General features: G+C 71.5%; 22 protein-coding genes. 10 read left to right on the top strand and 12 right to left on the bottom strand.

Annotated elements, in window-relative coordinates:
* Positions 1 to 88 precede the first annotated feature (88 nt).
* Positions 89 to 937: a M15 family metallopeptidase gene (locus OG992_RS07400; protein ID WP_266302773.1), complete on the top strand. Its 849-nt coding sequence runs from the start codon at positions 89 to 91 to the stop codon at positions 935 to 937.
* Between the two features lie 18 nt (positions 938 to 955).
* On the opposite strand, the gene OG992_RS07395 is transcribed toward OG992_RS07400, so the two are convergent.
* Complete coding sequence (locus OG992_RS07395) at positions 956 to 2,143, bottom strand: spore photoproduct lyase family protein (RefSeq protein WP_266302772.1); 1,188 nt, start codon at positions 2,141 to 2,143, stop codon at positions 956 to 958.
* Positions 2,144 to 2,301: 158 nt separating this feature from the next.
* Here OG992_RS07395 and OG992_RS07390 point away from each other — a divergent pair, with 158 nt between their 5' ends.
* Together OG992_RS07390 and OG992_RS07385 are read left to right on the top strand one after the other, a co-directional pair.
* Positions 2,302 to 3,609 (top strand): RICIN domain-containing protein, encoded by a 1,308-nt coding sequence (locus OG992_RS07390; RefSeq protein WP_266302771.1) that lies wholly within the window; start codon positions 2,302 to 2,304, stop codon positions 3,607 to 3,609.
* Between the two features lie 24 nt (positions 3,610 to 3,633).
* Positions 3,634 to 4,095 (top strand): hypothetical protein, encoded by a 462-nt coding sequence (locus OG992_RS07385; RefSeq protein WP_266302770.1) that lies wholly within the window; start codon positions 3,634 to 3,636, stop codon positions 4,093 to 4,095.
* On the opposite strand, the gene OG992_RS07380 is transcribed toward OG992_RS07385, so the two are convergent.
* Positions 4,083 to 5,042, bottom strand: coding sequence for a YafY family protein (locus OG992_RS07380; RefSeq protein WP_238682700.1), 960 nt, complete (start codon positions 5,040 to 5,042; stop codon positions 4,083 to 4,085). The two genes, OG992_RS07385 and OG992_RS07380, sit on opposite strands and share 13 nt — an antisense overlap.
* A 109-nt stretch (positions 5,043 to 5,151) precedes the next feature.
* Here OG992_RS07380 and OG992_RS07375 point away from each other — a divergent pair, with 109 nt between their 5' ends.
* Positions 5,152 to 5,277, top strand: coding sequence for a hypothetical protein (locus tag OG992_RS07375; protein ID WP_266302769.1), 126 nt, complete (start codon positions 5,152 to 5,154; stop codon positions 5,275 to 5,277).
* Positions 5,278 to 5,404: 127 nt separating this feature from the next.
* Positions 5,405 to 6,604, top strand: a complete 1,200-nt coding sequence (locus tag OG992_RS07370; RefSeq protein WP_238682701.1) for an RtcB family protein — start codon at positions 5,405 to 5,407, stop codon at positions 6,602 to 6,604.
* 42 nt (positions 6,605 to 6,646) lie between these two features.
* On the opposite strand, the gene OG992_RS07365 is transcribed toward OG992_RS07370, so the two are convergent.
* The 8 genes from OG992_RS07365 to OG992_RS07330 all read right to left on the bottom strand — a co-directional run bounded on the left by OG992_RS07365 (position 6,647) and on the right by OG992_RS07330 (position 14,823).
* Positions 6,647 to 7,438: a maleylpyruvate isomerase family mycothiol-dependent enzyme gene (locus tag OG992_RS07365; protein ID WP_266302768.1), complete on the bottom strand. Its 792-nt coding sequence runs from the start codon at positions 7,436 to 7,438 to the stop codon at positions 6,647 to 6,649.
* A 110-nt stretch (positions 7,439 to 7,548) separates the two neighbouring features.
* On the bottom strand, positions 7,549 to 9,042 hold the full coding sequence (locus OG992_RS07360; RefSeq protein WP_238682703.1) for an MFS transporter: 1,494 nt from the start codon (positions 9,040 to 9,042) through the stop codon (positions 7,549 to 7,551).
* Positions 9,043 to 9,075: 33 nt separating this feature from the next.
* On the bottom strand, positions 9,076 to 9,705 hold the full coding sequence (locus tag OG992_RS07355; RefSeq protein WP_238682704.1) for a TetR/AcrR family transcriptional regulator: 630 nt from the start codon (positions 9,703 to 9,705) through the stop codon (positions 9,076 to 9,078).
* Positions 9,706 to 9,856: 151 nt separating this feature from the next.
* Positions 9,857 to 11,203 carry a glycosyltransferase gene (locus OG992_RS07350; RefSeq protein ID WP_238682705.1) on the bottom strand — a complete coding sequence of 449 codons (1,347 nt, stop codon included), beginning with the start codon at positions 11,201 to 11,203 and terminating at the stop codon, positions 9,857 to 9,859.
* Complete coding sequence (locus OG992_RS07345) at positions 11,200 to 11,382, bottom strand: hypothetical protein (protein ID WP_203117656.1); 183 nt, start codon at positions 11,380 to 11,382, stop codon at positions 11,200 to 11,202. Before OG992_RS07345 ends, OG992_RS07350 begins: the two co-directional genes overlap by 4 nt.
* 380 nt (positions 11,383 to 11,762) lie before the next feature.
* Positions 11,763 to 12,662 (bottom strand): Gmad2 immunoglobulin-like domain-containing protein, encoded by a 900-nt coding sequence (locus OG992_RS07340; protein WP_266302767.1) that lies wholly within the window; start codon positions 12,660 to 12,662, stop codon positions 11,763 to 11,765.
* Positions 12,659 to 14,131: a cell wall metabolism sensor histidine kinase WalK gene (locus OG992_RS07335; RefSeq protein ID WP_266302766.1), complete on the bottom strand. Its 1,473-nt coding sequence runs from the start codon at positions 14,129 to 14,131 to the stop codon at positions 12,659 to 12,661. Before OG992_RS07335 ends, OG992_RS07340 begins: the two co-directional genes overlap by 4 nt.
* 11 nt (positions 14,132 to 14,142) lie before the next feature.
* Positions 14,143 to 14,823 carry a response regulator transcription factor gene (locus OG992_RS07330; protein WP_266302765.1) on the bottom strand — a complete coding sequence of 227 codons (681 nt, stop codon included), beginning with the start codon at positions 14,821 to 14,823 and terminating at the stop codon, positions 14,143 to 14,145.
* 165 nt (positions 14,824 to 14,988) lie between these two features.
* Between OG992_RS07330 and OG992_RS07325 the strand changes: the two genes are divergently transcribed.
* Positions 14,989 to 15,303, top strand: coding sequence for an L-rhamnose mutarotase (locus OG992_RS07325; protein ID WP_238682709.1), 315 nt, complete (start codon positions 14,989 to 14,991; stop codon positions 15,301 to 15,303).
* 183 nt (positions 15,304 to 15,486) lie between these two features.
* Here OG992_RS07325 and OG992_RS07320 read toward each other — a convergent pair whose 3' ends face one another.
* A complete protein-coding gene (locus tag OG992_RS07320; RefSeq protein ID WP_238682710.1) occupies positions 15,487 to 16,050 on the bottom strand; it encodes a hypothetical protein in 564 nt (187 codons plus the stop codon).
* A gap of 240 nt (positions 16,051 to 16,290) precedes the next feature.
* Between OG992_RS07320 and OG992_RS07315 the strand changes: the two genes are divergently transcribed.
* Positions 16,291 to 17,472, top strand: a complete 1,182-nt coding sequence (locus OG992_RS07315; RefSeq protein ID WP_266302764.1) for a snapalysin family zinc-dependent metalloprotease — start codon at positions 16,291 to 16,293, stop codon at positions 17,470 to 17,472.
* A 126-nt stretch (positions 17,473 to 17,598) separates the two neighbouring features.
* Positions 17,599 to 18,246: a hypothetical protein gene (locus OG992_RS07310; RefSeq protein ID WP_266302763.1), complete on the top strand. Its 648-nt coding sequence runs from the start codon at positions 17,599 to 17,601 to the stop codon at positions 18,244 to 18,246.
* 13 nt (positions 18,247 to 18,259) lie between these two features.
* On the opposite strand, the gene OG992_RS07305 is transcribed toward OG992_RS07310, so the two are convergent.
* On the bottom strand, positions 18,260 to 19,051 hold the full coding sequence (locus tag OG992_RS07305) for a DUF3152 domain-containing protein (RefSeq protein ID WP_266302762.1): 792 nt from the start codon (positions 19,049 to 19,051) through the stop codon (positions 18,260 to 18,262).
* Positions 19,052 to 19,228: 177 nt separating this feature from the next.
* Here OG992_RS07305 and OG992_RS07300 point away from each other — a divergent pair, with 177 nt between their 5' ends.
* Positions 19,229 to 19,729 carry a SigE family RNA polymerase sigma factor gene (locus tag OG992_RS07300; RefSeq protein ID WP_266302761.1) on the top strand — a complete coding sequence of 167 codons (501 nt, stop codon included), beginning with the start codon at positions 19,229 to 19,231 and terminating at the stop codon, positions 19,727 to 19,729.
* A complete protein-coding gene (locus OG992_RS07295; protein WP_266302760.1) occupies positions 19,726 to 20,484 on the top strand; it encodes a hypothetical protein in 759 nt (252 codons plus the stop codon). The genes OG992_RS07300 and OG992_RS07295 overlap by 4 nt, the downstream gene beginning before the upstream one ends.
* Positions 20,485 to 20,493 lie beyond the last annotated feature (9 nt).

Raw genomic sequence — 20,493 nt, 5'->3', positions numbered from 1 at the left:
AAGTTCCGGACTTTTTCCGGTCACTTTCGCTCGATGGACCACAGGGATCCTGGGATGGTGACCCTGGCCGGGCTGATAGACAGGACTCGTGCGCTTCCGCCTGGCCGTCGTGTTCGCGCTCGCCGCGCTGCTCGGCGGCTGCTCGCGGCCGGAGCCCCGCCCCGCGCCGGCCGCGCCGCAGCCGACGTCGGCGAGCCCCACACCCACTCCCGCGCCGACCCCGTCCACCTCCGTGGCGGCCGCGCTGCCGGGGTTCGTGGTGCTGACCGACCTCGACCCGCGCATTCACGCCGACATCCGGTACGCCACACCGCACAACTTCGTCGGCCGACCGATCACCGGCTACCGCGAGCCGCTGTGCCTGCTCACCCGGCAGGCGGCCGAGGCGTTGCGCCGCGTACAGGACGCCGCGCTGACCGGTGGGCACAGCCTCAAGGTGTACGACTGCTACCGCCCGCAACCGGCGGTGGACGACTTCGTCGCCTGGTCGAAGCGCCCCGACGAGCAGCAGACCAAGGCCGAGTTCTACCCGGACCTGGCCAAGAACCGGCTCTTCGCCGACGGTTACATCGGCGCGCCCACCGCGCACAGCCGCGGCAGCACCCTGGACCTGACACTGGTCGACGAGCCCGCCGCCAGCCAACCTCCGTACCGGGTCGGGCAACCGCTGGTCGCCTGCACGGCCCCGCGCGGGCAGCGCTTCGCTGACAACAGCATCGACATGGGTACGGGCTTCGACTGCTTCGACTCGCGGGCGCACACCGCCGACCCCCGCGTCACCGGGACGGCGCGGGACAACCGCCGGTTGTTGCAGCGGCTGATGACCGACGCCGGGTTCGTCAACTACGACCGCGAGTGGTGGCACTACAGCCTGCGCGACGAGCCGTACCCGGACACGTTCTTCGCCGCCCCGGTCGCCCGCTCCTCGGTCGGCTGACCCGCCCTGGGCCCGAGGTCAGGTCCAGTAGAGGATTCGGCAGGCGGGCACGCGGGCTGTCAGTTCGGCGGTGAACCAGTCGCGCAGCTCGGTCATCTGCTCACGCGGGTAGACGTACTTCACCGCGCCGAACTTGCCGTGCTTACGGGTGCGGGACTCCTCGTCCATCTCCAGTCGGGTGCGCGGGTACCAGCCGAGCAGCACCTCCTTGCTGCCCGGCGTGAACCGGTGGGTGATCAGCTCGGCGGTCAGATCCAGGTCCGGCACCCCGTCGACCGCCGCGCGGACGTGATCGAGCAGTTCGCCGTAGTGCTCCGGCCAGTCCGGCAGCGCGATGATCGGCGCGATGGTCAGCCCGACCGGGTAGCCGTCGAGGGCGAGCCGGCGCAGCGCGGCGAGGCGGTCCGGCACCCGGGCGGTGCCACCCTCGAACCGTTCGCTGACCGGGGCGCAGTTGACGCTGAAGCGGACCCGGGTCCGGCCGGCGTGCGGCAGCCCCACGAAGGTGTCCACGTCGGCGTACTTGGTGGTCCAGCGCAGTTGTACGGGGGCGTCCCAGTCGGCGAAGTGCTGCACCGCGCGCCGCCAACTGCCGGTCAGGTGCTCGAGGGCGAGCGGGTCGGTGTAGCAGGACGCCTCGAAGGTGGTGCCCTCGTCGGCGCGCCGCGCGTTGCGGCTGGTCACCGTGCCACGTCCGGCGTACGCGTTCAGCCCGGTGAGGATGTCGTCGAGGTCCGCGTACACCCGGGTCACCGGTGGGCCGGACAGGGATCCGGCGAGGTAGCAGTACTGGCAGTGCGCGGGGCAGCCCTCGGCCAGGTCGACCCGCCAGTCGGCGCTGGGCGCGATGGGTTGCAGGACGCGCCGCGCGGGTGGGCTCACCACGATCGCCATCGTCGACTTGGCCCGGGCGTAGGTCTCCCGGTCGGTCTGCCCGCGTACCCCGGTGAGCCGGTTGGCGCGCAGGTGTTCCACCTCGATACCGAGTGCCCGCACCCGCTCGACGATCCGTTGGCCGTGTGGGTGGTCGAGCGCGGCGGGGGTGGCCACCACCCGGCTCGGGGTCCAGCGGCGTGCCGACCGGGCCGGCGGCGCGAGGCCGGCCAGATCGCGGGTCGGCACACGTTCGCCGCTGGCGTCGTGCGGCGCGGCGGGTACGTCCACGGCGAGCGGCTGGTCGACGTCGACGGCGTCCGGGCTGGTCATCCGGCCGGGGTACCCGTTGCCGCAGGAATCCCACCCGATCGGTCGCCCCGCGATTGACTCCGCCCAACCGGAGCGCATAACCTTCCATCTATCTGTAAACCTTGTGAACAGATGCACATCGACGCGGCGGCGCGCGTCCCGACCGAAGGGACGATCAGGTGATCGCAGAACTCTCCTCCCGTACCAGACGGATCCTGTCGTTGTTCGTCGCCCTGGTCGTCGCGTTGACCGCCGGTCTCGCGGTCAACGCCTCACGCAGCGCCCAGGCCGCCCCGACGTTCAAGGTCCTGGCCTTCTACAACGGCACCTGGGACGCCGCGCACATCGACTTCGTCAAGGACGCCCGAGCCTGGTTCCCGCAGGCCGCCGCCCAGCACGGCTTCTCCTGGGAGGCCACCAACAACTGGGGCCTGCTGAACACCGCCAACCTGGCCCAGTACAAGGTCGTCATGTTCCTGGACGACGCGCCGCCCGCCGCGCAGCGCGCCGCGTTCCAGCAGTACGTGCAGAACGGCGGGGGGTGGTTCGGCTTCCACGTCAGCGCGTTCACCACCAACCCGTCGAGCTGGAGCTGGTACTACAACACCTTCCTCGGCACCGGCTCGTTCCAGACGAACACCTGGGGACCCACCCGGGTCACGATGCGCGCCGACAACCGCACCCACGCCGCCACCCGGAACCTCCCGGCGACGTTCCCGTCGTCGATCAGCGAGTGGTACTCCTGGAGCAACGACCTGCGGCAGAACCCCAACATCGACATCCTCGCCTCGGTCGACCCGTCCAGCTTCCCGGTCGGCACGGACCCCAACCAGTCCTGGTACGGGGGTTACTACCCGCTCGTCTGGAGCAACCGGCAGTACAAGATGCTCTACGCCAACTTCGGCCACAACGAGATGAACTACAGCACCAACACCGGGCTGTCGTCGACGTTCGACAGCGCGCAGCAGAACCAGTTGCTGATCGACGGGCTGCACTGGTTGGCAGGCGTCGGCACCGTCCCGCCGACCACGCCCCCGCCGTCCGACGGCATCTCGCCGACCGCCTGGCACACAGCGGTCAACCGGGCCAGCGGCAAGTGCGTGGACGCCCGGGCCGCGGCCAGCGCGAACGGCACCGCCATCCAGCAGTACGCGTGCAACAGCAGCACCGCGCAGCAGTACCAGTTCGTGCCGACCAGCGGCGGGTACCTGCGGGTGAACAACCGCAACAACAGCGCCCAGGTGCTCGACGTGACGAACCGGTCGACCGCCGACTCGGCGCCGATTCAGCTCTGGTCCTACAGCGGCGGCAACAACCAGCAGTGGCGGGCCGAGCCCGAGGGGGGCGGCTACTACCGCCTGGTCAACCGCTCCAGCGGCAAGTGTCTCGACGTCCCGGGTGCGTCCACCGCGGACAGCGTCCAACTCATCCAATACACCTGCAACGGCACCGCGGCGCAGTCCTTCCGGCTGGTGCCGCAGGCATAGATCTACTGCCGTAGCCTCTCGGCCATGGCGATTCCCGACCTGGTGCCGATCGCGCACGAGCCCGACTACCGCACCAGCACGATCGGCCACTACGACAAGGGTCAGTTCTTCGGCTCCGTCACCGCCACCCTTGAGGACGGTGCCGGAGCCGAAGACGACTGGTACCGCCACAAGCGCTGGTACGCGGTGCTGCACCGGTTCGACACCGACGGTGTGCACACCGACTCCGACATCTGGTTCGCCGGCACCAGCGAGGACGAGGAAGCCTCGATCGATCGGGCGGAGGCTCGCCTCGCCGAGTGGCTGGACGCCCTGCCCGGCCGGGTCTTCGCTGACATCGCCGTCCGGCTGTTCCAGGTCGAGGTCGACGGGCACGTCTTCGGGCTGGTCGACTGGTCCCACGAGTACGACGGCGCGGACCACGCCGAGTTCCTCCCCGACGACCTGGGGTTCGATCCGCCCTGGGACGGGGTCTACGACACCTGAGCGGCGCGAGCGAACCGGGCGGCGACGTCCCGGACGACGGTGCGCAGCTCCGGTGGGTCGAGCACGTCGAAATCGACAGCCAGCGTGCTGAGGAAGGCGGCGAGATTGCCCAGCGACTCGCCGCCGGTGTGCAGCAGACAGGCGCGTTCGTCGATCGCCTCCAGCAGGCCCGCCGTGGTGGGGATCCGTTGCGCCATCGCCTCGGCCGACGCGTGCAGGCGTACCCGGGCGGGGTGTGGCCAGGCCGTGGAGCCGACGCCGCGCAGCACGTGCGCGACCGCGTCGCCACCTGGTGGCTCCCGCGGCGCGAAGCGTGGGCCGGTCGGCACCCGGGGTTGGATCCGGTCGGCGCGGAACGTCCGCCAGTCGGCCCGGTCGGTGTCCCACCCCAGCAGGTACCACCGCCGTCCGGTGTAGACCAGACGGTACGGCTCGACGTCGCGCACGCTGACCGTGCCGTCGTGGCCGGCGTAGTCGAACCGCAGCCGCTCCCGACGGTGCGCGGCCGTGGAGACGGCGGTGAGTGTGTCGGCGTCCACTGTCGGGCCACCGCCCGCGGCGGAGACCGTCGCCGAGCGTAGGGCGTCCACTCGGTGCCGCAGCCGTGACGGCAACGACTGCTCCAGCTTGGCCAACGCCCGCAGCGAGGTCTCCTCGATGCCGGTCACCGAGCCGCCGGCTGCCGCTCGCAGCCCGACGGCCACCGCCACGGCCTCGTCGTCGTCGAGCAGCAGCGGTGGCAGCGCCGACCCGGCACCGAGCCGGTAGCCGCCGGCGACCCCCGGGTGTGACTCGATCTGGTAGCCCAGCACCCGCAGCCGCTCCACGTCCGTGCGTACCGTGCGGGTGGTGACCGCGAGCCGCTCGGCCAGCTCGGCGCCGGACCACTCCCGGCGCACCTGCAGGAGAGTCAGCAGCCGCAGCAGGCGCACGGAGGTCTCCACCATGTTCGCGAGTCTGCCCTACGGCTAGCGGGGATATCCATTGCGGACGTGCCGTGGCCCTCCTAGTCTCGTCGGTGCAAGGTCAACCGATGACACCCGAGGGGAGTACGCCATGTCGCGACGCGTCCGCACCGACGCCCGCTGGTGCCTGCTCTCCGCCGGCACCCCTTTGCAGATCACCGCCAAAACCCGTGCCTACCGCCCATCGCGGCGCAACGAGCCGGGGTGGCGCGACTGACGCCGACGCTGACGCGTCCGCCGGCCGCCCATCCCACCGGGATCGGGCGGCCCTTTCGTATCCGCGCACCGCCGCTGGCCGCCAAATATGATCATTAACGGTCACCGCACGACAGAAGGAGACCACGATGGGATTCACCCCCCTCGCCGGTACCCGGGCACCGGTCCGGGTCTGGACCGACCCGTACGCCATCGAGGCGCAGGCCGCCAAGCAGCTGCGCAACATCGGCGCGCTGCCCTGGGTGCAGGGTGTCGCCGTCATGCCCGACGTGCACTTCGGCAAGGGCGCCACGGTCGGCTCGGTGATCGCGATGCGGCAGGCCGTCTCGCCGGCCGCGGTCGGCGTCGACATCGGCTGCGGGATGTCGGCGGTCCGTACCTCGCTGACCGCTGCCGACCTGCCGGACGACCTGGCCGGGCTGCGCGCCGCGATCGAGGCCACCATTCCGGTCGGCTTCGCCCAGCGCAAGGACTCGGTCGACACCCGTCGGATCCGGGGCCTGGAGCAGGCCGGCTGGAACGACTTCTGGGGCCGGTTCGCCGGCCTGGACCGGCGGGTGGCGCAGCTGGAGACGCGGGCGCAGCGGCAGATCGGCACCCTCGGCGGGGGCAACCACTTCATCGAGGTCTGCCTGGAGCAGGGCGGCCCCGACGAGGGGCGGGTCTGGCTGATGCTGCACTCCGGGTCCCGCAACATCGGCAAGGAACTGGCCGAGCGGCACATCGGGGTGGCCCGGGGGCTGCCGCACAACGCCGACCTTCCGGACCGGGACCTGGCCGTGTTCCTCGCCGGGACGCCGGAGATGGACGCGTACCGGCGGGATCTCTGGTGGGCGCAGGAGTACGCGCGGCGCAACCGGGCGGTCATGCTGGCCCTGCTCTGCGGCGTGGTGCGTGAGCACTTCCCGCAGGTGTCCTTCGACGAGTCGATCTCGTGTCACCACAACTACGTGTCCGAGGAGAGCTACGACGGGGTGGACGTGCTGGTGACCCGCAAGGGCGCCATCCGGGCCGGCCGGGGTGACCTGGGCATCATCCCCGGGTCGATGGGCACCGGGTCGTACATCGTGCGGGGACGGGGAAACGCCGACGCGTACTGCTCGGCGTCGCACGGGGCAGGGCGTCGGATGTCTCGGGCGCAGGCCAAGCGGACCTTCAGCACCGAGGACCTGGCCGCGCAGACCGCCGGGGTGGAGTGCCGCAAGGACGCCGGGGTGGTCGACGAGATCCCCGGCGCGTACAAGGACATCACCGAGGTGATGGCCCAGCAGGAGGACCTGGTCGAGGTGGTCGCGCACCTCAAGCAGGTGGTCTGCGTGAAGGGCTGACGTGCCGTGCGGGCCGGGGAAACCGGCCCGCACGGCCGCTGGTCAGAAGCCGACGAAGACCCGGCGCAGGTCGTCGAGGGTCACCGAGCCGGTCACCTGCACCCCGTCGGGGGTGTGCTGGGGACCGAGCCGTCCGGTGGCCAGCCGCAGCCATGCCTCGGCCGGGGCCACCAGCTCCCCGTCGGGGCGCTCCGGCGCGTCGACGATCTCGACCTTCTCGCCCAGCCGCAGCCCGAACGTCCGCTCGGGCGCGTGCAGCCTGACCAGCACCGTGGCCTCCCGGCCGGCCAGCTCCTGGGGTCGGCTGGTCCAGGCCAGCATGCCGCCGATCTGGTCGAGCAGCAGCGGCACCGCTCCCGGCGTCACCGCCGCGAACCCGTTGAACGCCACCTCGGCGTCCCACTGGTGCAGGGCGAACTCGCTGAGCCGGAACCGGGCCGCGGTGGCCACGTCGACCGGCTCCGGCAGGAAGCCGAGGTCGATCCGCATCGAGGCCCGGGTCTCGGCGTCCAGCGCCTCGTACGCCTCGACCAGCCGTTCGTTCGTGGCGAGGAACCCGGCGGCGTGCTCGGCCGGGGCCATCGCGTCCCAGCGTGCCCAGACGCCACGGTTGAAGTCCCCGTCCGGGCCGGGCGCGCCGGAACGGGCGGCGTCCAGCGTCGCCAGGTTGATCTCGGCGCCGCTGCCCAGGTGGCTCAGCACCTGGGAGACCTGCCACTCGCTGGCCCCCGACGGCCGGAGCAGGTCGTCCTCCTTGAGGTCCCGTACGAGCGCGGCGAGCTCCTCGTGGCCCGCGCGCAGAGCTGTGATGATCTGGTCAGCAGGGGTCGACATGGATCTCCTCAAACGGATTTTCGACGATGGTCGGGACGCTACCGGACGTGGCCGCCGGCCGGCCCGCCCCGGTGTCGGGGCGCTCCGGCCGGCGGCCACGTCGCTCAGGCTCAGCCCATGTGCACGGTGTTGCCGGTCGGGATGTCCTCCTTGCGGACCTTCACCAGGACCAGGGTGGCCAGTCCGGCGAGCACGATCAGCGCAGCGCCCCAGGCGAAGGCCACCCGGTAGCCGTGCACCAGCGCCTCGACCTGGTTGACCGGGTTCGGTGCCCGTCCGACCAGGTAGGCGGCGACCGCGCTGGTGTAGAAGGTGTTCAGCAGCGCGGTGCCGAGCGAGCCACCAATCTGCTGGGTGGCGTTGAGCGTCGCGCTGGCCGCGCCGGCGTCGTGCTCCGGCACCCCGACCAGGGCGAGGCTGGACAGCGGGACGAAGGTGAAGCCCAGCCCCAGGCCCAGGACGACCTGCGCGGGCAGCAGGTGGGTGAGGAACGAGGTGTCCACGTCGATCTGGGTCAGCACCAGCATGCCCACGGCGGCGAGCGCCGAACCGGCGACCATCAGCGGCTTGGCACCCAACCGGGGCATGAGCTGGCTGGCGCCGCCCGCGGCGATCAGCACGCCGGCGGTGACCGGCAGGGACGCGAGACCGGCTTCGAGGGGCTTGTACTCCAGCACCACCTGGAAGTAGAAGGTCAGGAAGAGGAACGCCCCGAACAGGCCGGCGCCGATCAGCGTCGAGGTGAGGAACGCGCCGCCCCGGTTGCGGTCCAGCAGGATCCGCAGCGGCAGCAGCGGGTGGCTGGAGCGCAGCTCGATCACCACGAAGGCGGCGAGCAGCACCACGCCCGCGCCGATGAAACCGAGCGTCGCGGTGGCGTCCCAGCCGTCCTCGGCTGCCTTGGTGAAGCCGTAGACCAGGGAGACCAGGCCGGCGGTCACCACGATCGCACCGGGCACGTCGTAGCGGGTGTTGCCGTGGGCCCGGCTCTCCGGCACCAGCGGCAGCGCGAACGCGATGGCGATGGCTGCCACTGGGATGTTGACCAGCAGGCACCAGCGCCAGTCGGCGTACTCGGTGAGCACCCCGCCGAGCAGCAGGCCGACCGCCGACCCACCGCCGGCGATCGCGCCGTACACCGCGAAGGCCTTGGCCCGCTCGGTGGCCTCGGTGAACAGGACGGTGAGCAGCGCCAGCGCGGCCGGGGCGAGCAGCGCGCCGAAGGCGCCCTGCAACGCGCGGGCGGCGAAGAGCATCTCACCGGTGGTGGCCAGACCGCCCAGGGCGGAGGCGAGCGCGAAACCGGTCATGCCGACCAGGAAGGTGCGCTTACGCCCCCAGTAGTCGGCGATGCGACCGCCGAGCAGCAGCAGACCACCGAAGGCCAGCGTGTAGGCGGTGATCACCCACTGCCGGTTCGCGTCGGTGATCCCCAGGTCGGCCTGGGCCTGCGGCAGCGCGATGTTCACGATCGTGGCGTCCAGGACGACCATCAGCTGTGAGACCGCGATGACCGCCAGCGCGATCCAGCGCCGCGGGTGCGGTGCGCCTGTCGACGCCCCGGCGTTGGGCGCGCCGGGCGCGGTCGAGGTGGTTCCGGGCATGGTGAAGCCTTCCGTGTTGCGAATATCGGTGAATCAGGCCGGCGACGGACGGTCGTGCTGATAGCGGAGTACCGGGATCAGCACCTGGTCGACGACCTGGGTGAGGAATGCGTCATCGGCGGGTAGGCCGTGCGCGACGATGCGGGACATGGTGAGCGCGGGCGCCAGATCGTGGAACAACTCCCGCTCGCCGGCCTCCGGCGGGATCTCCCCGCGGGCGGCGGCCCGGACCAGGATGGCGGTGCTTGCTACCCGCCCGGCCGGCAGTACCTGGTGACGCACCAGGCGTTCCAGCTCGGGGTTGGTCCGCATGGCGAAGGTCAACGCCTGCATGAGGTCGCAGTCGGCAGTGCAGATCGCGGCCGTGGCCTTCAGCAACTCGATCAGGTCCCCGCGGAGGGAGCCGGTGTCGGGCGGGTTGTGGACACCCACGTGCCGGTCGCGCAGGGCGGCGACGACCAGCTCGGCCTTGCCGTCCCAGCGTCGGTAGATGGTGGCCTTGCTGACGTGGGCGCGGGCGGCCACGGCGTCGATGGTCATCCGGTCGAAGCCGACCTCGCGCAGGGTGTCGATGACGACGGTGAACAGGTCGCTGTCGGTGCAGCGCGGGGCCCGGGCTGCCGGCACCCCGGCACCCGCGCCCACCTGCTGACCACCCAGCATCCCGACCCCCCGCGAAACGATGTCGTACTGACACTAGTTCGCGGTTGGCTGATCGTGCAGGGTTTCGTGAGTTGCCTCGCATCCAGCCGGCGAAACGGTCACGTTTCACGGGGAGTCGGCCCGGGTGTCAGGATCAGCACGGGTCGCGCGGTCAGGAACCCAGCGCCACTTCCACCTTCTTGCGGGTTCCCCAGCCGGTGCGCCAGCAGGTGGCGACGCCGTACCAGCGGATCGCGCGCAGCACGACCAGGGCGAACACCACGGCGACGGGCGTGAGGAGCCAGGTGCCCCACTGGTAGGCCGTCGACTGGTCCGATCGTCGCACCGTCATGTAGCGGAGCGCCTGCCCGTACCCGACGATCAACGGCACGGCCACCAGCCACGGAATCGCCCTCGGATCGGGGTCGATGATCGGCGACAGGATCGCCACCGCCACGAACAGCACCGTCGCGACCACAGTCGCCGCCCAGCGCAGCAGATGCAGCCACCACGCGATCGACAGCAACGACAGGTACCGGACTCGCCACCAGGTCCTGATGAAGCTGCCGCGCATCCACCGCAGGAACATCCGGCAGAAGTGCCCGGCGTTCTCCGGCATGAGGGAGAACGCGAACGCCGACGGCTGCTGCACGGTACGTCCCCTGACCATCGCGAAGAGGGTGAGGAGGGAGTCGTCGGAGAAGGGCACCCGTTGGCCGAAGAACGTCTCCGTCAGATACGCGCCGAGGTTGTCGCGAACCACCTCCGCGCGGTAGGCGGCGATCGGGCCCGAGTTCACCCACACGCACCCGAACACCGACAGCGACGACCGGTCGGTGAGCTGCCCGGTCACCAGCCACAGGTCGGTGAACCGGGTGAGGAAGCTGCTGCGCACGTTCGCGGCCATCACCACCCCCGCGACGGACTGCACCGCCGGGTCGGCGAAGGGCTTCAGCAACTCGTCGAGGGCGTTCGGGTCCGAGATGGTGTCCGAGTCCACCGTCCAGTAGACGTCGGCTGCCGGTGTCGACCGCACCGCGGCGGCCTGGGCGTGCCGTTTCCCGGCGTTGGGTTGGATGTGCCAGGCGGCGATGATCCCGTGTACGGGGGCGACGTCGAGAAACCACCTCTTGATCGGTTGGTAGCCCTCGGTCAGCTTCGACCCGTCGTCCACCACGTAGATGGTGTTTGGTCTGCGTGTTTGGAAGATCATGGATTCGAGGCAGGCCCGCAGCGCGCCCGGATCCTCGTTGTACGCCGGCACGATGCCCACCACGTGCAGACCGTCGAGGTGCCCCTGCATCCGGTCGGTGACCACTGCGGGCTTCTCCAGATAGGAGGTGCCGAGCTGCCAGATCAGCAGCAGAAACATGGCGGCGTACGCGAAGGTGAAGCGGTGACCGCCTCCGTCGATGGCGCCGATCACGGCGAGGACGTGATGGGCGGTCCACGCCGCCGCGGCGGCCAGGACGACCGCCGCGGCGAACAGGACACGACCCTTCGTGACACTCGCGGTCACTGGCCGACCGACTGCTTACGACGGAACGTCATCCGGATCATGATGAAGCCGACGAGGACGGCTGTCGCTCCGGTGAGGGCGATGGTGAGCGGCAGGGGGAGGGCGTAGCTGCCGATCCCGGCCGCGCCGCCGATCGTGACGACGCCCATACCGGTACGGGGAAGGCTGCCACCGGACATGATGTATCTCCGCTCTGTGAGGGATGGTGAGGCTGCCGCGGCGACCGGTGCGACTTCCTGAGTCGCCCGGCCGGCACGGTGCTGAACAGCGAATATGACTGTGTGCAATGACGCGCTCACGTTGGCAAACATGTCTACCCAGGTCAATCTCGAAGGTCACGTGAACGGCCGTCCGGCCAAGCCCGACGAGCCTTCGCGCTGCCGGCGTGTCGGAGACGTTCCCACCGGCTCCACGGCATCTGGCCTGCGGTTTCATAGCGTGGCCGCGCCGGCCCGGGAAATGCCGGCGAGGATCTGCGCTGTCGGGTAGACGTCAGCGCCGCGCGTCGCCGTCGACAAATGGATGACGCATCGGGTTAACACCCTCTGGGGCGAGGTGGTCAGTCGCGGGCCGCGAGGACCACCGGCACCGCCATCGTGTTGATCCGCGTGCCGTTCTCGGCGGACACCTCGTACACCTCGACAGTGCCCTTCTGTTCGCGGACCGTGCGCCAGCCGACCGCCACGCGGTAGCCGCCCCGGCAGCCGCTGCCGCAACTGGCGGTGCCGAAACCGGCGGCCACCTCCCGGCCGGCGGCGTCCAGCACCCGGACGCTCACAGTGGCCTCGAACACTGTGGCGGTGCCGGTGACGACGAGCGGAGCGGAGACGCGCTCGCCGGGGATCGGGCCGGTGACCACGATCGGTGACAGCAGGTCCGCGTAGTCCGCCCGGTCGACCGGGGCGGCGTCGTCGAGGCGGACCTGACGCACGCTGGGAAACTGGGTGAGCGTCCACACCACCTGCGCCTCGCGCAGCCACCGGGTGGCCGGTTCACCGACGGACGGCACCCGCAGCGTCGCCACGCCGTCGGCGATGCGGGTGACCTCGACGCCGGTCGGAAGCAGGGTGATCATCCCGGTGGCGGCCTCGGCCGGGCTCGGCCCGGCGGCCAGTTCGGTCAGCGCCAGCCGGGACGTCGCGACAGTGGCCGGCCGGGTGCGCCGGGTCGGCACGAGCAGCCCGGCGCGGACGTACCACAGCTCGATGGTCACCGGATCCGGCCGGCGCGTGCCGGTGGACGCCGCCGTCGAGGGACCCGGCGGCCGGTTCGCGGGCGGTGGCGTCGGTGCCACGGCCCGGGTCGCTGTGGGTTCCGGGCGGTCGGTGAGTGCGACGCTCGGCGGCGGCGCGGTGGGCGCCGGGCCGAGATCACCGGAGCGGGGAGTGCCGCAGCCGCCGAGTAGGAGCGACGCGACCAGCGCCGATGCGCCCAGCCCGACCGCGCCGCGGCCGGTCACCCCACACCGCCCGGCGTGCCTGCGGTACGCCCAACCGGACCCGGGCGGGCACTGTCGTTCGGGGGCGACAGGTCGTCACCGTGGGGGCTGGCGGGACCGGCGATGGGCAACTCCAGCCGGAACCGGGTGCCCTCGCCTGGTTCGCTGCGCACGCTCAGCGCGCCGCCGAGCAGCTCGGCGTGCTCCCGGGCGATGGCCAGCCCGAGCCCGCTGCCCGGCGCGGAGCGGGACGGATCGACCTGGTGGAACCGGTCGAACACGCGGGACAGGTGCTCGGCCGGGATCCCCGGCCCCTCGTCGGTGACCTCGAAGGCGACCAGGGTGCCCGCGCCCGCCACGCTGGCCGTGATCTCGCCGCCGCCGTGCTCGACCGCGTTGGCGACCAGGTTGGCCAGCACGCGCTCCAGCCGACGCCTGTCGGTGCGCGCCGTGACCGGATCACCGGCGACCCGCACCCGCGGCGACCAGCCGCGCGCCGCGACGATGCCGTGCAGCAGCGCCAACGCGTCGACCGGCCCGACGGCCAACTGCTCCCGCCCGGCGTCCAGCCGGGAGATCTCCATCAGATCCTCCACCAACCGGCGCAGCCGGACCACGTCGCCGACCAGCAGCCGGGCCGCCGGTCGGGCGTCGTCGGGCAGTTGGTCGAGGTGCTCGCGCAGCAGCGACGCCGCGGCCACCAACGCGGTCACGGGGGTACGCAGCTCGTGCGCGACGTCGGCGGTGAACCGCCGCTCGCGGGCCTGCGCGGCCGACAGCGCCGCGATCTTCGACTCCAGTGCCTCGGCCATCTCGTTGAACGTCGCCGCCCAGACGCTGAACTCGTCGCGCCCGCGTACCGGCAGGCGAGTGGCGAGCAGGCCCTCGGTGAGCGCTCGGGCGGCCCGGCTGGCCCGGCCCACCGGCTCCAACGTGCGACGGGCCAACGCGTGCCCCACCGCGGCGGCGAGCAACACCACGAGCACCCAGCCGGCCACCAGCGCGGTGCGTAGTTGACCCAGGTCGGTAGCGACGTCGTCCTCCACGGTCAGGACGTACAACTCGGCGGCCGAGCCGGGGATGCGCCCACCGATCACCAGCAGCCGAGGACGCTCCGCCGGCGCGGAGCGCTGATAACCGAGCCGCCCGTCCGCGACGACGGCCCGCAACCGGGTGCCCAGCACCGGGACGTACGCGGGGTGCGAGGCGCGGGTCGGGCCGTCGACGAGCAGCACGTGCCGACCGCTGGCCTCGAAGCTGGTGAGCAGTTCGGTGCTGCGCTGCTCGGTCAGCGGCAGGAACTGCCCAGCGAGAACGAGTTGGTAGCGGGCATCGGCGGCGGCCTCGTGCAGCGACGCGTCCAACCAGGACTGGCGCAGCAGCAGCCCGGTCCCGCCGGCGAGCAGCCCGGCCGAGACGCCGGCGACCAGGACGAACGCGATCGTCAGCCGGCGCCGCAGGCGCCCGGGGAACACCCCGCGTCCGGCCATCGCCGCCCCCGTCAGCCCGTCGACAGTTTGTAACCGGCGCCGCGCACGGTCCGGATCAGCAGTGGCTGCGTCGGGTCGTCCTCGATCTTGGCCCGTAACCGCTGCACCGCCACGTCGACCAGTCGGGAGTCGCCGAGGAAGTCGTGGTTCCAGACCAGGTCCAGCAGCAGGTCCCGGGTGAAGACCTGACCGGGCCGGCGGGCCAGCTCCAGTAACAGGCGGAACTCGGTGGCGGTGAGCGCCACCTCTTGGCCGTGCCGGCGAACCACGAAGCCGCCCGGGTCGATCTTCAGGCCGCCGACCTCGATGACTGACGAGGGGGCCGACACGTTCATCCGGCGCAGCACCGAACGAACCCGGGCCACCAGCTCGGGCAGGTCGAAGGGCTTACGCAGATAGTCGTCCGCGCCGCACTCCAGCCCGACCACCACGTCGATGGTGTCGGTGCGCGCGGTCAGCATCAGGATCGGCACCTGGCTGGTCCGCCGGATCTCCCGGCAGACCTCCAGACCGTCCAGGCCCGGCAGCATGATGTCGAGCACGATGAGATCGACGGGGTGGGCGCGGAACGCGGCCAGGGCCTGCCGCCCGTCGACGGCGGTGTCGACCCGGAAGCCGGCGCGGCGCAGACCGAGGGCGGTGACCTCCCGGATCGAGAAGTCGTCCTCGACCACCAGCACGCGGCCCTCCATCACCCGAGGGTAGACCCGGCGCCACAGTGCGTAGTCCTGGCGGAACGGCCGACATCGGCGGCCGGCTGGCCCCCTCCGGGCGCTGCCCAACCGCTACGTTCAGGTGCCTTCGGCACCCCTGGAACAGCTCACACGAAAGGGCACGACGTGAAACGTCATGGCTGCGTGATCCGACTCCGCCCCGAGCAGCGGGAGACCTACCTGCGGTTGCATGCCGCCGTCTGGCCGAGCGTGGAGAAGACGCTGCGCGAGGCGAACTTCCGCAACTACACCATCTTCCTCCACGACGATCTGCTCTTCGGCTACTACGAGTACGTGGGCGACGACTACGAGGCCGACCTGCGGCTGATCGCGGCGGACCCGCAGACGCAGGAGTGGTGGAAGCTGACCGACCCGTGTCAGGAGTCGATCGCCGAGCCCGGCTCGGGGGACTTCTGGGCCCCGATGCGCGAGGTCTGGCACCTGGCCGACGAGGCTTAGGTCAACGTCGATCATGGAGTTGTGGTGCCCGTCGTGGCGACTGTCGGTCGCTTCGTCACCCACCACAACTCCATGATCGGCGGGACGGGAGTTCGCCGCCGCACTGATCACCACGCCGACCGTGACGCTACCGGCGTCGCCTGCGGCTGCTGGCGAGCGGTGACGGTCGAGTTCCCGCCCCGGTCACCACTGGTGGGCGACGTCGAGCACCACCCGGCTGTGGGTGCCCGGACCGGCGAGCACGAGCACCCGGAACGGCAAGCGCGCCCGTACGCCGACGGCGAAGGTGCTGTAGCCCTCGAAGCTGCCGCCGAACACCACGTCGCGCAGCGTCGGGTAGCGCAGCAAGTTCGCCACGTGCTCGCCGACCGCGTAGGGCACGGTGCCCAGGTGGTCGTCGTCGTACGCCGGGGCCCGCAGGGAGACCCGCAGCAGCGCCCCGCCGGCGGTGTACGGCGACAGTGCCAGCCCTTCGCCCTCGGTCCACGTCTCGCCGTAGCCGATCGCGTAACCGTCGACCGGACCGTTGAACTCGAACACGACCCGGTCGTAGCAGTCGTGCCGGCCGGTCCGCACGTCCATCAGCGGTGCGTCGCTCAGTGTGCCGGCCGCCTTCTCCGCGCTGCCCCAGGTGATCCCGCAGTACGCCGCTCCCGTCGTGGTGCCCGCGGCGGTGCTGCTGCCGGCGCTGGCGACCAGCCCGGCGAGGACGACCGCCAACGCGGTCAGTGCGCTCCTGATCCTCATTGTGGTTTCTCCGTTCGGTATGGGGGTCACGTCGCGGCGGCGCTGCCGGTGACCCTCTGCCGTCACCGTCGTCCTGCCCCGGCACAGGAGCTTCGCCGCGACGTAACCGCTGGGTAACAGCCTGCACGTCGCCGGTATGACGCTTCCGCTATGCCGAACATCGGCCGCCGTCACATTAATATCGGCGTGTATCGATGGACCGGTGGCGACGGTCGCCGGACGACCACAGGGGAGTACCCGATGTTCCGAGGACAACTGAGACGCGCGGCGCTGGCCATGCTGGTGGCGATCCTGGCGGCGGCCGGGATACAGCTCGCCACCGGTACGCCGGCCGCCGCCGTCCGGACCGTCTACTACGACGCGAGCCGGACCGGCGAGTTCCGCACCAACTTCGACCAGGCGGCGCAGATCTGGAACAGCCGGGTCAGCAACGTCCGACTCCTGGCCGGCACCCCGGCCAGCATCACCATCTACGTCGACGAAGGCTGGCCCCGCGCGCAGCCGACCGGCCTCGGCTCGGGCCGGATCTGGATGGGCCGCACGGCCGTCAACCAGGGCTACGACCGCACCCGCATCGCCACCCACGAAGTCGGCCACATCCTGGGCCTGCCGGACCGGCGCACCGGCCTCTGCTCCGATCTGATGTCCGGCAGCAGCGCACCGGTCTCCTGCCGCAACGCGAACCCCAGCGCCGCCGAGGCGAGCCGGGTGAACTCGCTGTTCGCCGGCTCCCTGGCCGCGCCGGCCAGCACGACGTACACCTGGAACGGCGACTCCGACATCAGCCCGCTGGTGGTCGGCGGCCGGCCGGCCACGGAGAACTACCCCTTCATGGTGTACGTCTCCGGCTGCACGGGCACGCTGATCAAGGGCAACTGGGCGGTCACCGCCAAGCACTGTTCGACGCCGTCCTCGGTGCGGGTGGGCAGCATCAACCGTTCCAGCGGCGGGACCGTGGTGCGGGTGACCCGGGCGGTCAACCACCCGAGCGTCGACGTCAAGCTGCTGCAACTGGCCAGCTCGGTCACGTATGCGCCGGCCCCGATCCCGAGCACCTCCGGCGCGGTCGGCACCGCCACCCGGATCATCGGCTGGGGTCAGACCTGCGCCCCGCGGGGCTGCGGTTCGGCTCCGGCCGTGGCCAACGAGCTCGACACGTCCATCGTGGCCGACAGCCGGTGCTCCGGCATCAACGGCCCGTACGAGATCTGCACCAACAACACCAACGGCAACTCCGGCGCCTGCTACGGCGACTCGGGTGGTCCGCAGGTGCGCCGGGTCAACGGAGTGTGGAACCTGATCGGCGCCACGAGTCGGGCCGGCAACAACAACTCCACCTGTGCCACCGGCCCGTCCATCTACGTCGACCTGCCGTCGATCCGATCGTGGATCTCCACTCAGGTGGGTGGCCTGCCGGTCTGACCATCAGCGACATCGCGGGCGGGGGCGAGCACCACACGCGCCCCCGCCCCGGTGTGCCGGTGCCACCCACGCCATCCCACGATGCGATACGGTGCGTGGCATATCCGGCACATCGGAGGTGGCGTCATGCCTACCGTCGTCGTCCTCGCGCTGACCCTCGCCCTCGCGCCAGCGCCGTCCCCGTCGGCCACCCCGGATCCGCTCGGCGACATCATCGGCGGCGTCGGCCAGATCGTCGACGACCTGCTCAACGGTGACACGCCTAGCACCGCTCCGCCGCCGAGCGCCACCCCCACCGGGGCGGCCACGCCGAGTCGGCCGCCGGCCGCCGGTCAGCCCAGCCCAGCGGAGGCCACAGCGATCCCGGTGCCCGCCGGCTCGACCGGGGGCCGCCCCGCACCCACCGCCCCCGATCGCCGCACCACTGGCGAGGGCACCGCCACCCGTGAGGCCGCAGTGCCCGGGCGCGACGGCGACGCCCCCGCACCCACCGCACCGCCGGTCCTCGCCAGCCCCACCCGGAATGCCTGGCCGCCCGCGTCGTACCTGCTGGTCGTGGCCGTCCTCGCGGTGCTGGCGCTGCTGCTCGTGCGCCGTCGGGCCGCGGTCCCCGCCGCCACACCCGACCTCGACCCCGCACCAGGCGCCGGCCCGGCACCGGATCCCGGCCCGGTGCCGGAGAACGTCAGCCGGTTGCCGACCAGCCTCAACGCCATCTACGAGATGGGCCGCCAGGATGAGCGACTCGACCAGGAGCGCCGTCGGCGTACCTGAGGGAACGCTGTCCTCACGATGCCGAGTAGGCGCCCTCACGCCTGGGGATCGCGTCGTCGTACGCCCCGACCGGCCCGCTGTAGCGGGCCTTGCCCTTCGGGTACGGCCAGGCGTTCGCGGTGCAGCCGTGCAGGCCCAGCGTCTGCTGCTGCATCACCGGCGCCGGCCGACCCCGCCCGGGGCACCGCTCGTGGCCGTGTCCGAGTTTGTGCCCCACCTCGTGGTTGACCATGTACTGCCGGTAGGACTCCACTGTCGCGCCGTAACCCGGCACCCCCTTGACCCAGCGCGCCACGTTGAGCACCACCCGGCCACCGTTGCGGCAGGAGGTGTAGGCGTCCGGCACGTCCTGGCAGAGGGTGTCGCGGGTGCCGGGGGTCGCCAGGTAGATGGTGAAGTCGGTCGGTTCGCCGGCACCGACCCGGCGCAGCCGCCACGCTCCACCCGCCATCCACCCGCGTGGGTCGTTCAACGTCGCGGTGATCGCCGTGGCGATGTCAGTCGCCGGCAGGCCCCGGATGTCGCGCTCCACGGCGACCCGGTAGCGCAGCAACCGGCCGGCCGTCGCGCGCCCGGGGGTCGTCTCGCCGGGCGCCACCGACCAGCGGTTACCACCGGTGGCGGGATAGCTGACCGCGATGACCGGTGCGGAACTGGTTCGGACCTCGGTGGCTCCGGTCGGCCGACCGGTAGGTGTCGCCGCATCGCTGGGCGGCGGCCCGGCGACGACCGGGTCGGTGGCGGGTTGCCCGGCGGCGGGCAGGCCGCACCCGGTGAGCAGCGCCACCACCAAGAATGACGCCATCGAGGCGGTACCCCAGCGGCGGGTAACCTTCGTCGACATGTCTCTCCCCTCGCGCGTCGCTCGGCGGCGGCGCGGAGGAGAAGACGGGCGACAGTGCCGAAAAGTTGATGTGACCCAGGGCTCAACCTTTTGCCGGCCTCGCCCGTCTCTAGCTCTGTGGCACGGGGAGGGTTCGCGGTGGCGCGGGGTGACGCCGATTTCGTCGAGTTCGCGCGCGCAGCGTCCGCGCGACTGGTGCACGCCGCGTACCTGATGACCGGTGACCACCACCAGGCCGAGGACGCCGCGCAGACCGCGCTCGTGCGCACCTACGCGTCGTGGTCGCGAATCCACGACGACGACGCCTACGGGTACGCCCGCCGCACGCTGGTCAACCATCTGGTCGACGGGTGGCGACGGCCGATGCGGGAGTACCCGACCGACGAGGTGCCGGAGCAGCGGCGTGGCGACGTGGCCGACGACGTGGCCACCCGGCGCTGGTTGATCAGCATCCTCGGTGCGCTCAGCCCCCGGGAGCGCGCCATCGTCGTCCTGCGCTACTACTTCGACCTGCCGGAGGCGCAGGTGGCCCGGGAACTCTCCGTATCCGTCGGCACGGTCAAGAGCACCAGCTCGCGAGCTCTGGAGAAGCTGCGCACCGCCGCGCCCCGCGCGGCCGACGAGAGGGCGCACCGATGAGCGAGCTGGATCGGCTCCGCCACGCGATGCGGGCGACCGAGCGTTCCGACGCCGTGCTCGATCTGGACTCCGTGATGCGCGAGGGACGTCGGTTGCGGACCCGTCGACGCGTCGCCGGAGCCGGGGCGGCGACTCTCGCGACCGGCCTGGCCGCGGTGGTCGTCGTGGTGGCGGTCGGTGTGTCCGGGTCGGGCGATCCGGTGCCGACCGAGCACCCGCCGCCGGTCGCCGTCGCTCCACCGTCGGTCGGTGTCTCGCCGTGGGCGGAGAAGTCGCTGGGCTCCACGCCACCGCCGACTGTGGGCCGCGACGAGCCGCCACCGAAGCCCCTGGGCCAGATCGTGGACAGCGGGGTGCGGCACGGCGCCGAGCGTCGGGTCTACTACGTCGTCGCGGTGTCAGTGCCCGGTGAGCCCAAGGTGTCCATCGGACTGGCCGCCGGTCGCCAGGCTCCGGACGGCTCGTTGAGCACCGACATCCTGGTCAACGACGTCTACGGCAGCGACCGCAGCGCCGGGTTCCATCAGATCGGCTACGACGAGGGCTTCGCCGCGCCGGTGCCCACCTTCGGCTACTTCGTCGGCCCCGCCAAGCGGATCGTCGGCACCGTCGACGGTCGGCAGGTCGACGCCCGAGTGGCGCCATGGAGTGGCGACAAGCAGGTGCTGATCTTCTGGTTCGACCCGGCGCGGCTCACTCCGGGCGAGCGGCTGGACGGCATCATCGCCCGCGACGCCAGCGGCCGCCGACTCTGACGCGCCGCC

Source organism: Micromonospora sp. NBC_00362 (assembly GCF_026342155.1).
Classification (GTDB): domain Bacteria; phylum Actinomycetota; class Actinomycetes; order Mycobacteriales; family Micromonosporaceae; genus Micromonospora; species Micromonospora hortensis.
Note: the sequence above shows the minus strand (reverse complement) of the source record. Positions and strands in the feature narration are given on the sequence as shown.

Coding starts and splice junctions, on each gene's coding strand:
- OG992_RS07395 (WP_266302772.1), bottom strand. CDS start 2,143: ATGACCAGCCCGGACGCCGTCGACGTCGACCAGCCGCTCGCCGTGGAC.
- OG992_RS07385 (WP_266302770.1), top strand. CDS start 3,634: ATGGCGATTCCCGACCTGGTGCCGATCGCGCACGAGCCCGACTACCGC.
- OG992_RS07380 (WP_238682700.1), bottom strand. CDS start 5,042: ATGGTGGAGACCTCCGTGCGCCTGCTGCGGCTGCTGACTCTCCTGCAG.
- OG992_RS07375 (WP_266302769.1), top strand. CDS start 5,152: ATGTCGCGACGCGTCCGCACCGACGCCCGCTGGTGCCTGCTCTCCGCC.
- OG992_RS07370 (WP_238682701.1), top strand. CDS start 5,405: ATGGGATTCACCCCCCTCGCCGGTACCCGGGCACCGGTCCGGGTCTGG.
- OG992_RS07365 (WP_266302768.1), bottom strand. CDS start 7,438: ATGTCGACCCCTGCTGACCAGATCATCACAGCTCTGCGCGCGGGCCAC.
- OG992_RS07360 (WP_238682703.1), bottom strand. CDS start 9,042: ATGCCCGGAACCACCTCGACCGCGCCCGGCGCGCCCAACGCCGGGGCG.
- OG992_RS07355 (WP_238682704.1), bottom strand. CDS start 9,705: ATGCTGGGTGGTCAGCAGGTGGGCGCGGGTGCCGGGGTGCCGGCAGCC.
- OG992_RS07345 (WP_203117656.1), bottom strand. CDS start 11,382: ATGTCCGGTGGCAGCCTTCCCCGTACCGGTATGGGCGTCGTCACGATC.
- OG992_RS07335 (WP_266302766.1), bottom strand. CDS start 14,131: ATGGCCGGACGCGGGGTGTTCCCCGGGCGCCTGCGGCGCCGGCTGACG.
- OG992_RS07330 (WP_266302765.1), bottom strand. CDS start 14,823: ATGGAGGGCCGCGTGCTGGTGGTCGAGGACGACTTCTCGATCCGGGAG.
- OG992_RS07320 (WP_238682710.1), bottom strand. CDS start 16,050: ATGAGGATCAGGAGCGCACTGACCGCGTTGGCGGTCGTCCTCGCCGGG.
- OG992_RS07315 (WP_266302764.1), top strand. CDS start 16,291: ATGTTCCGAGGACAACTGAGACGCGCGGCGCTGGCCATGCTGGTGGCG.
- OG992_RS07310 (WP_266302763.1), top strand. CDS start 17,599: ATGCCTACCGTCGTCGTCCTCGCGCTGACCCTCGCCCTCGCGCCAGCG.
- OG992_RS07305 (WP_266302762.1), bottom strand. CDS start 19,051: ATGGCGTCATTCTTGGTGGTGGCGCTGCTCACCGGGTGCGGCCTGCCC.
- OG992_RS07295 (WP_266302760.1), top strand. CDS start 19,726: ATGAGCGAGCTGGATCGGCTCCGCCACGCGATGCGGGCGACCGAGCGT.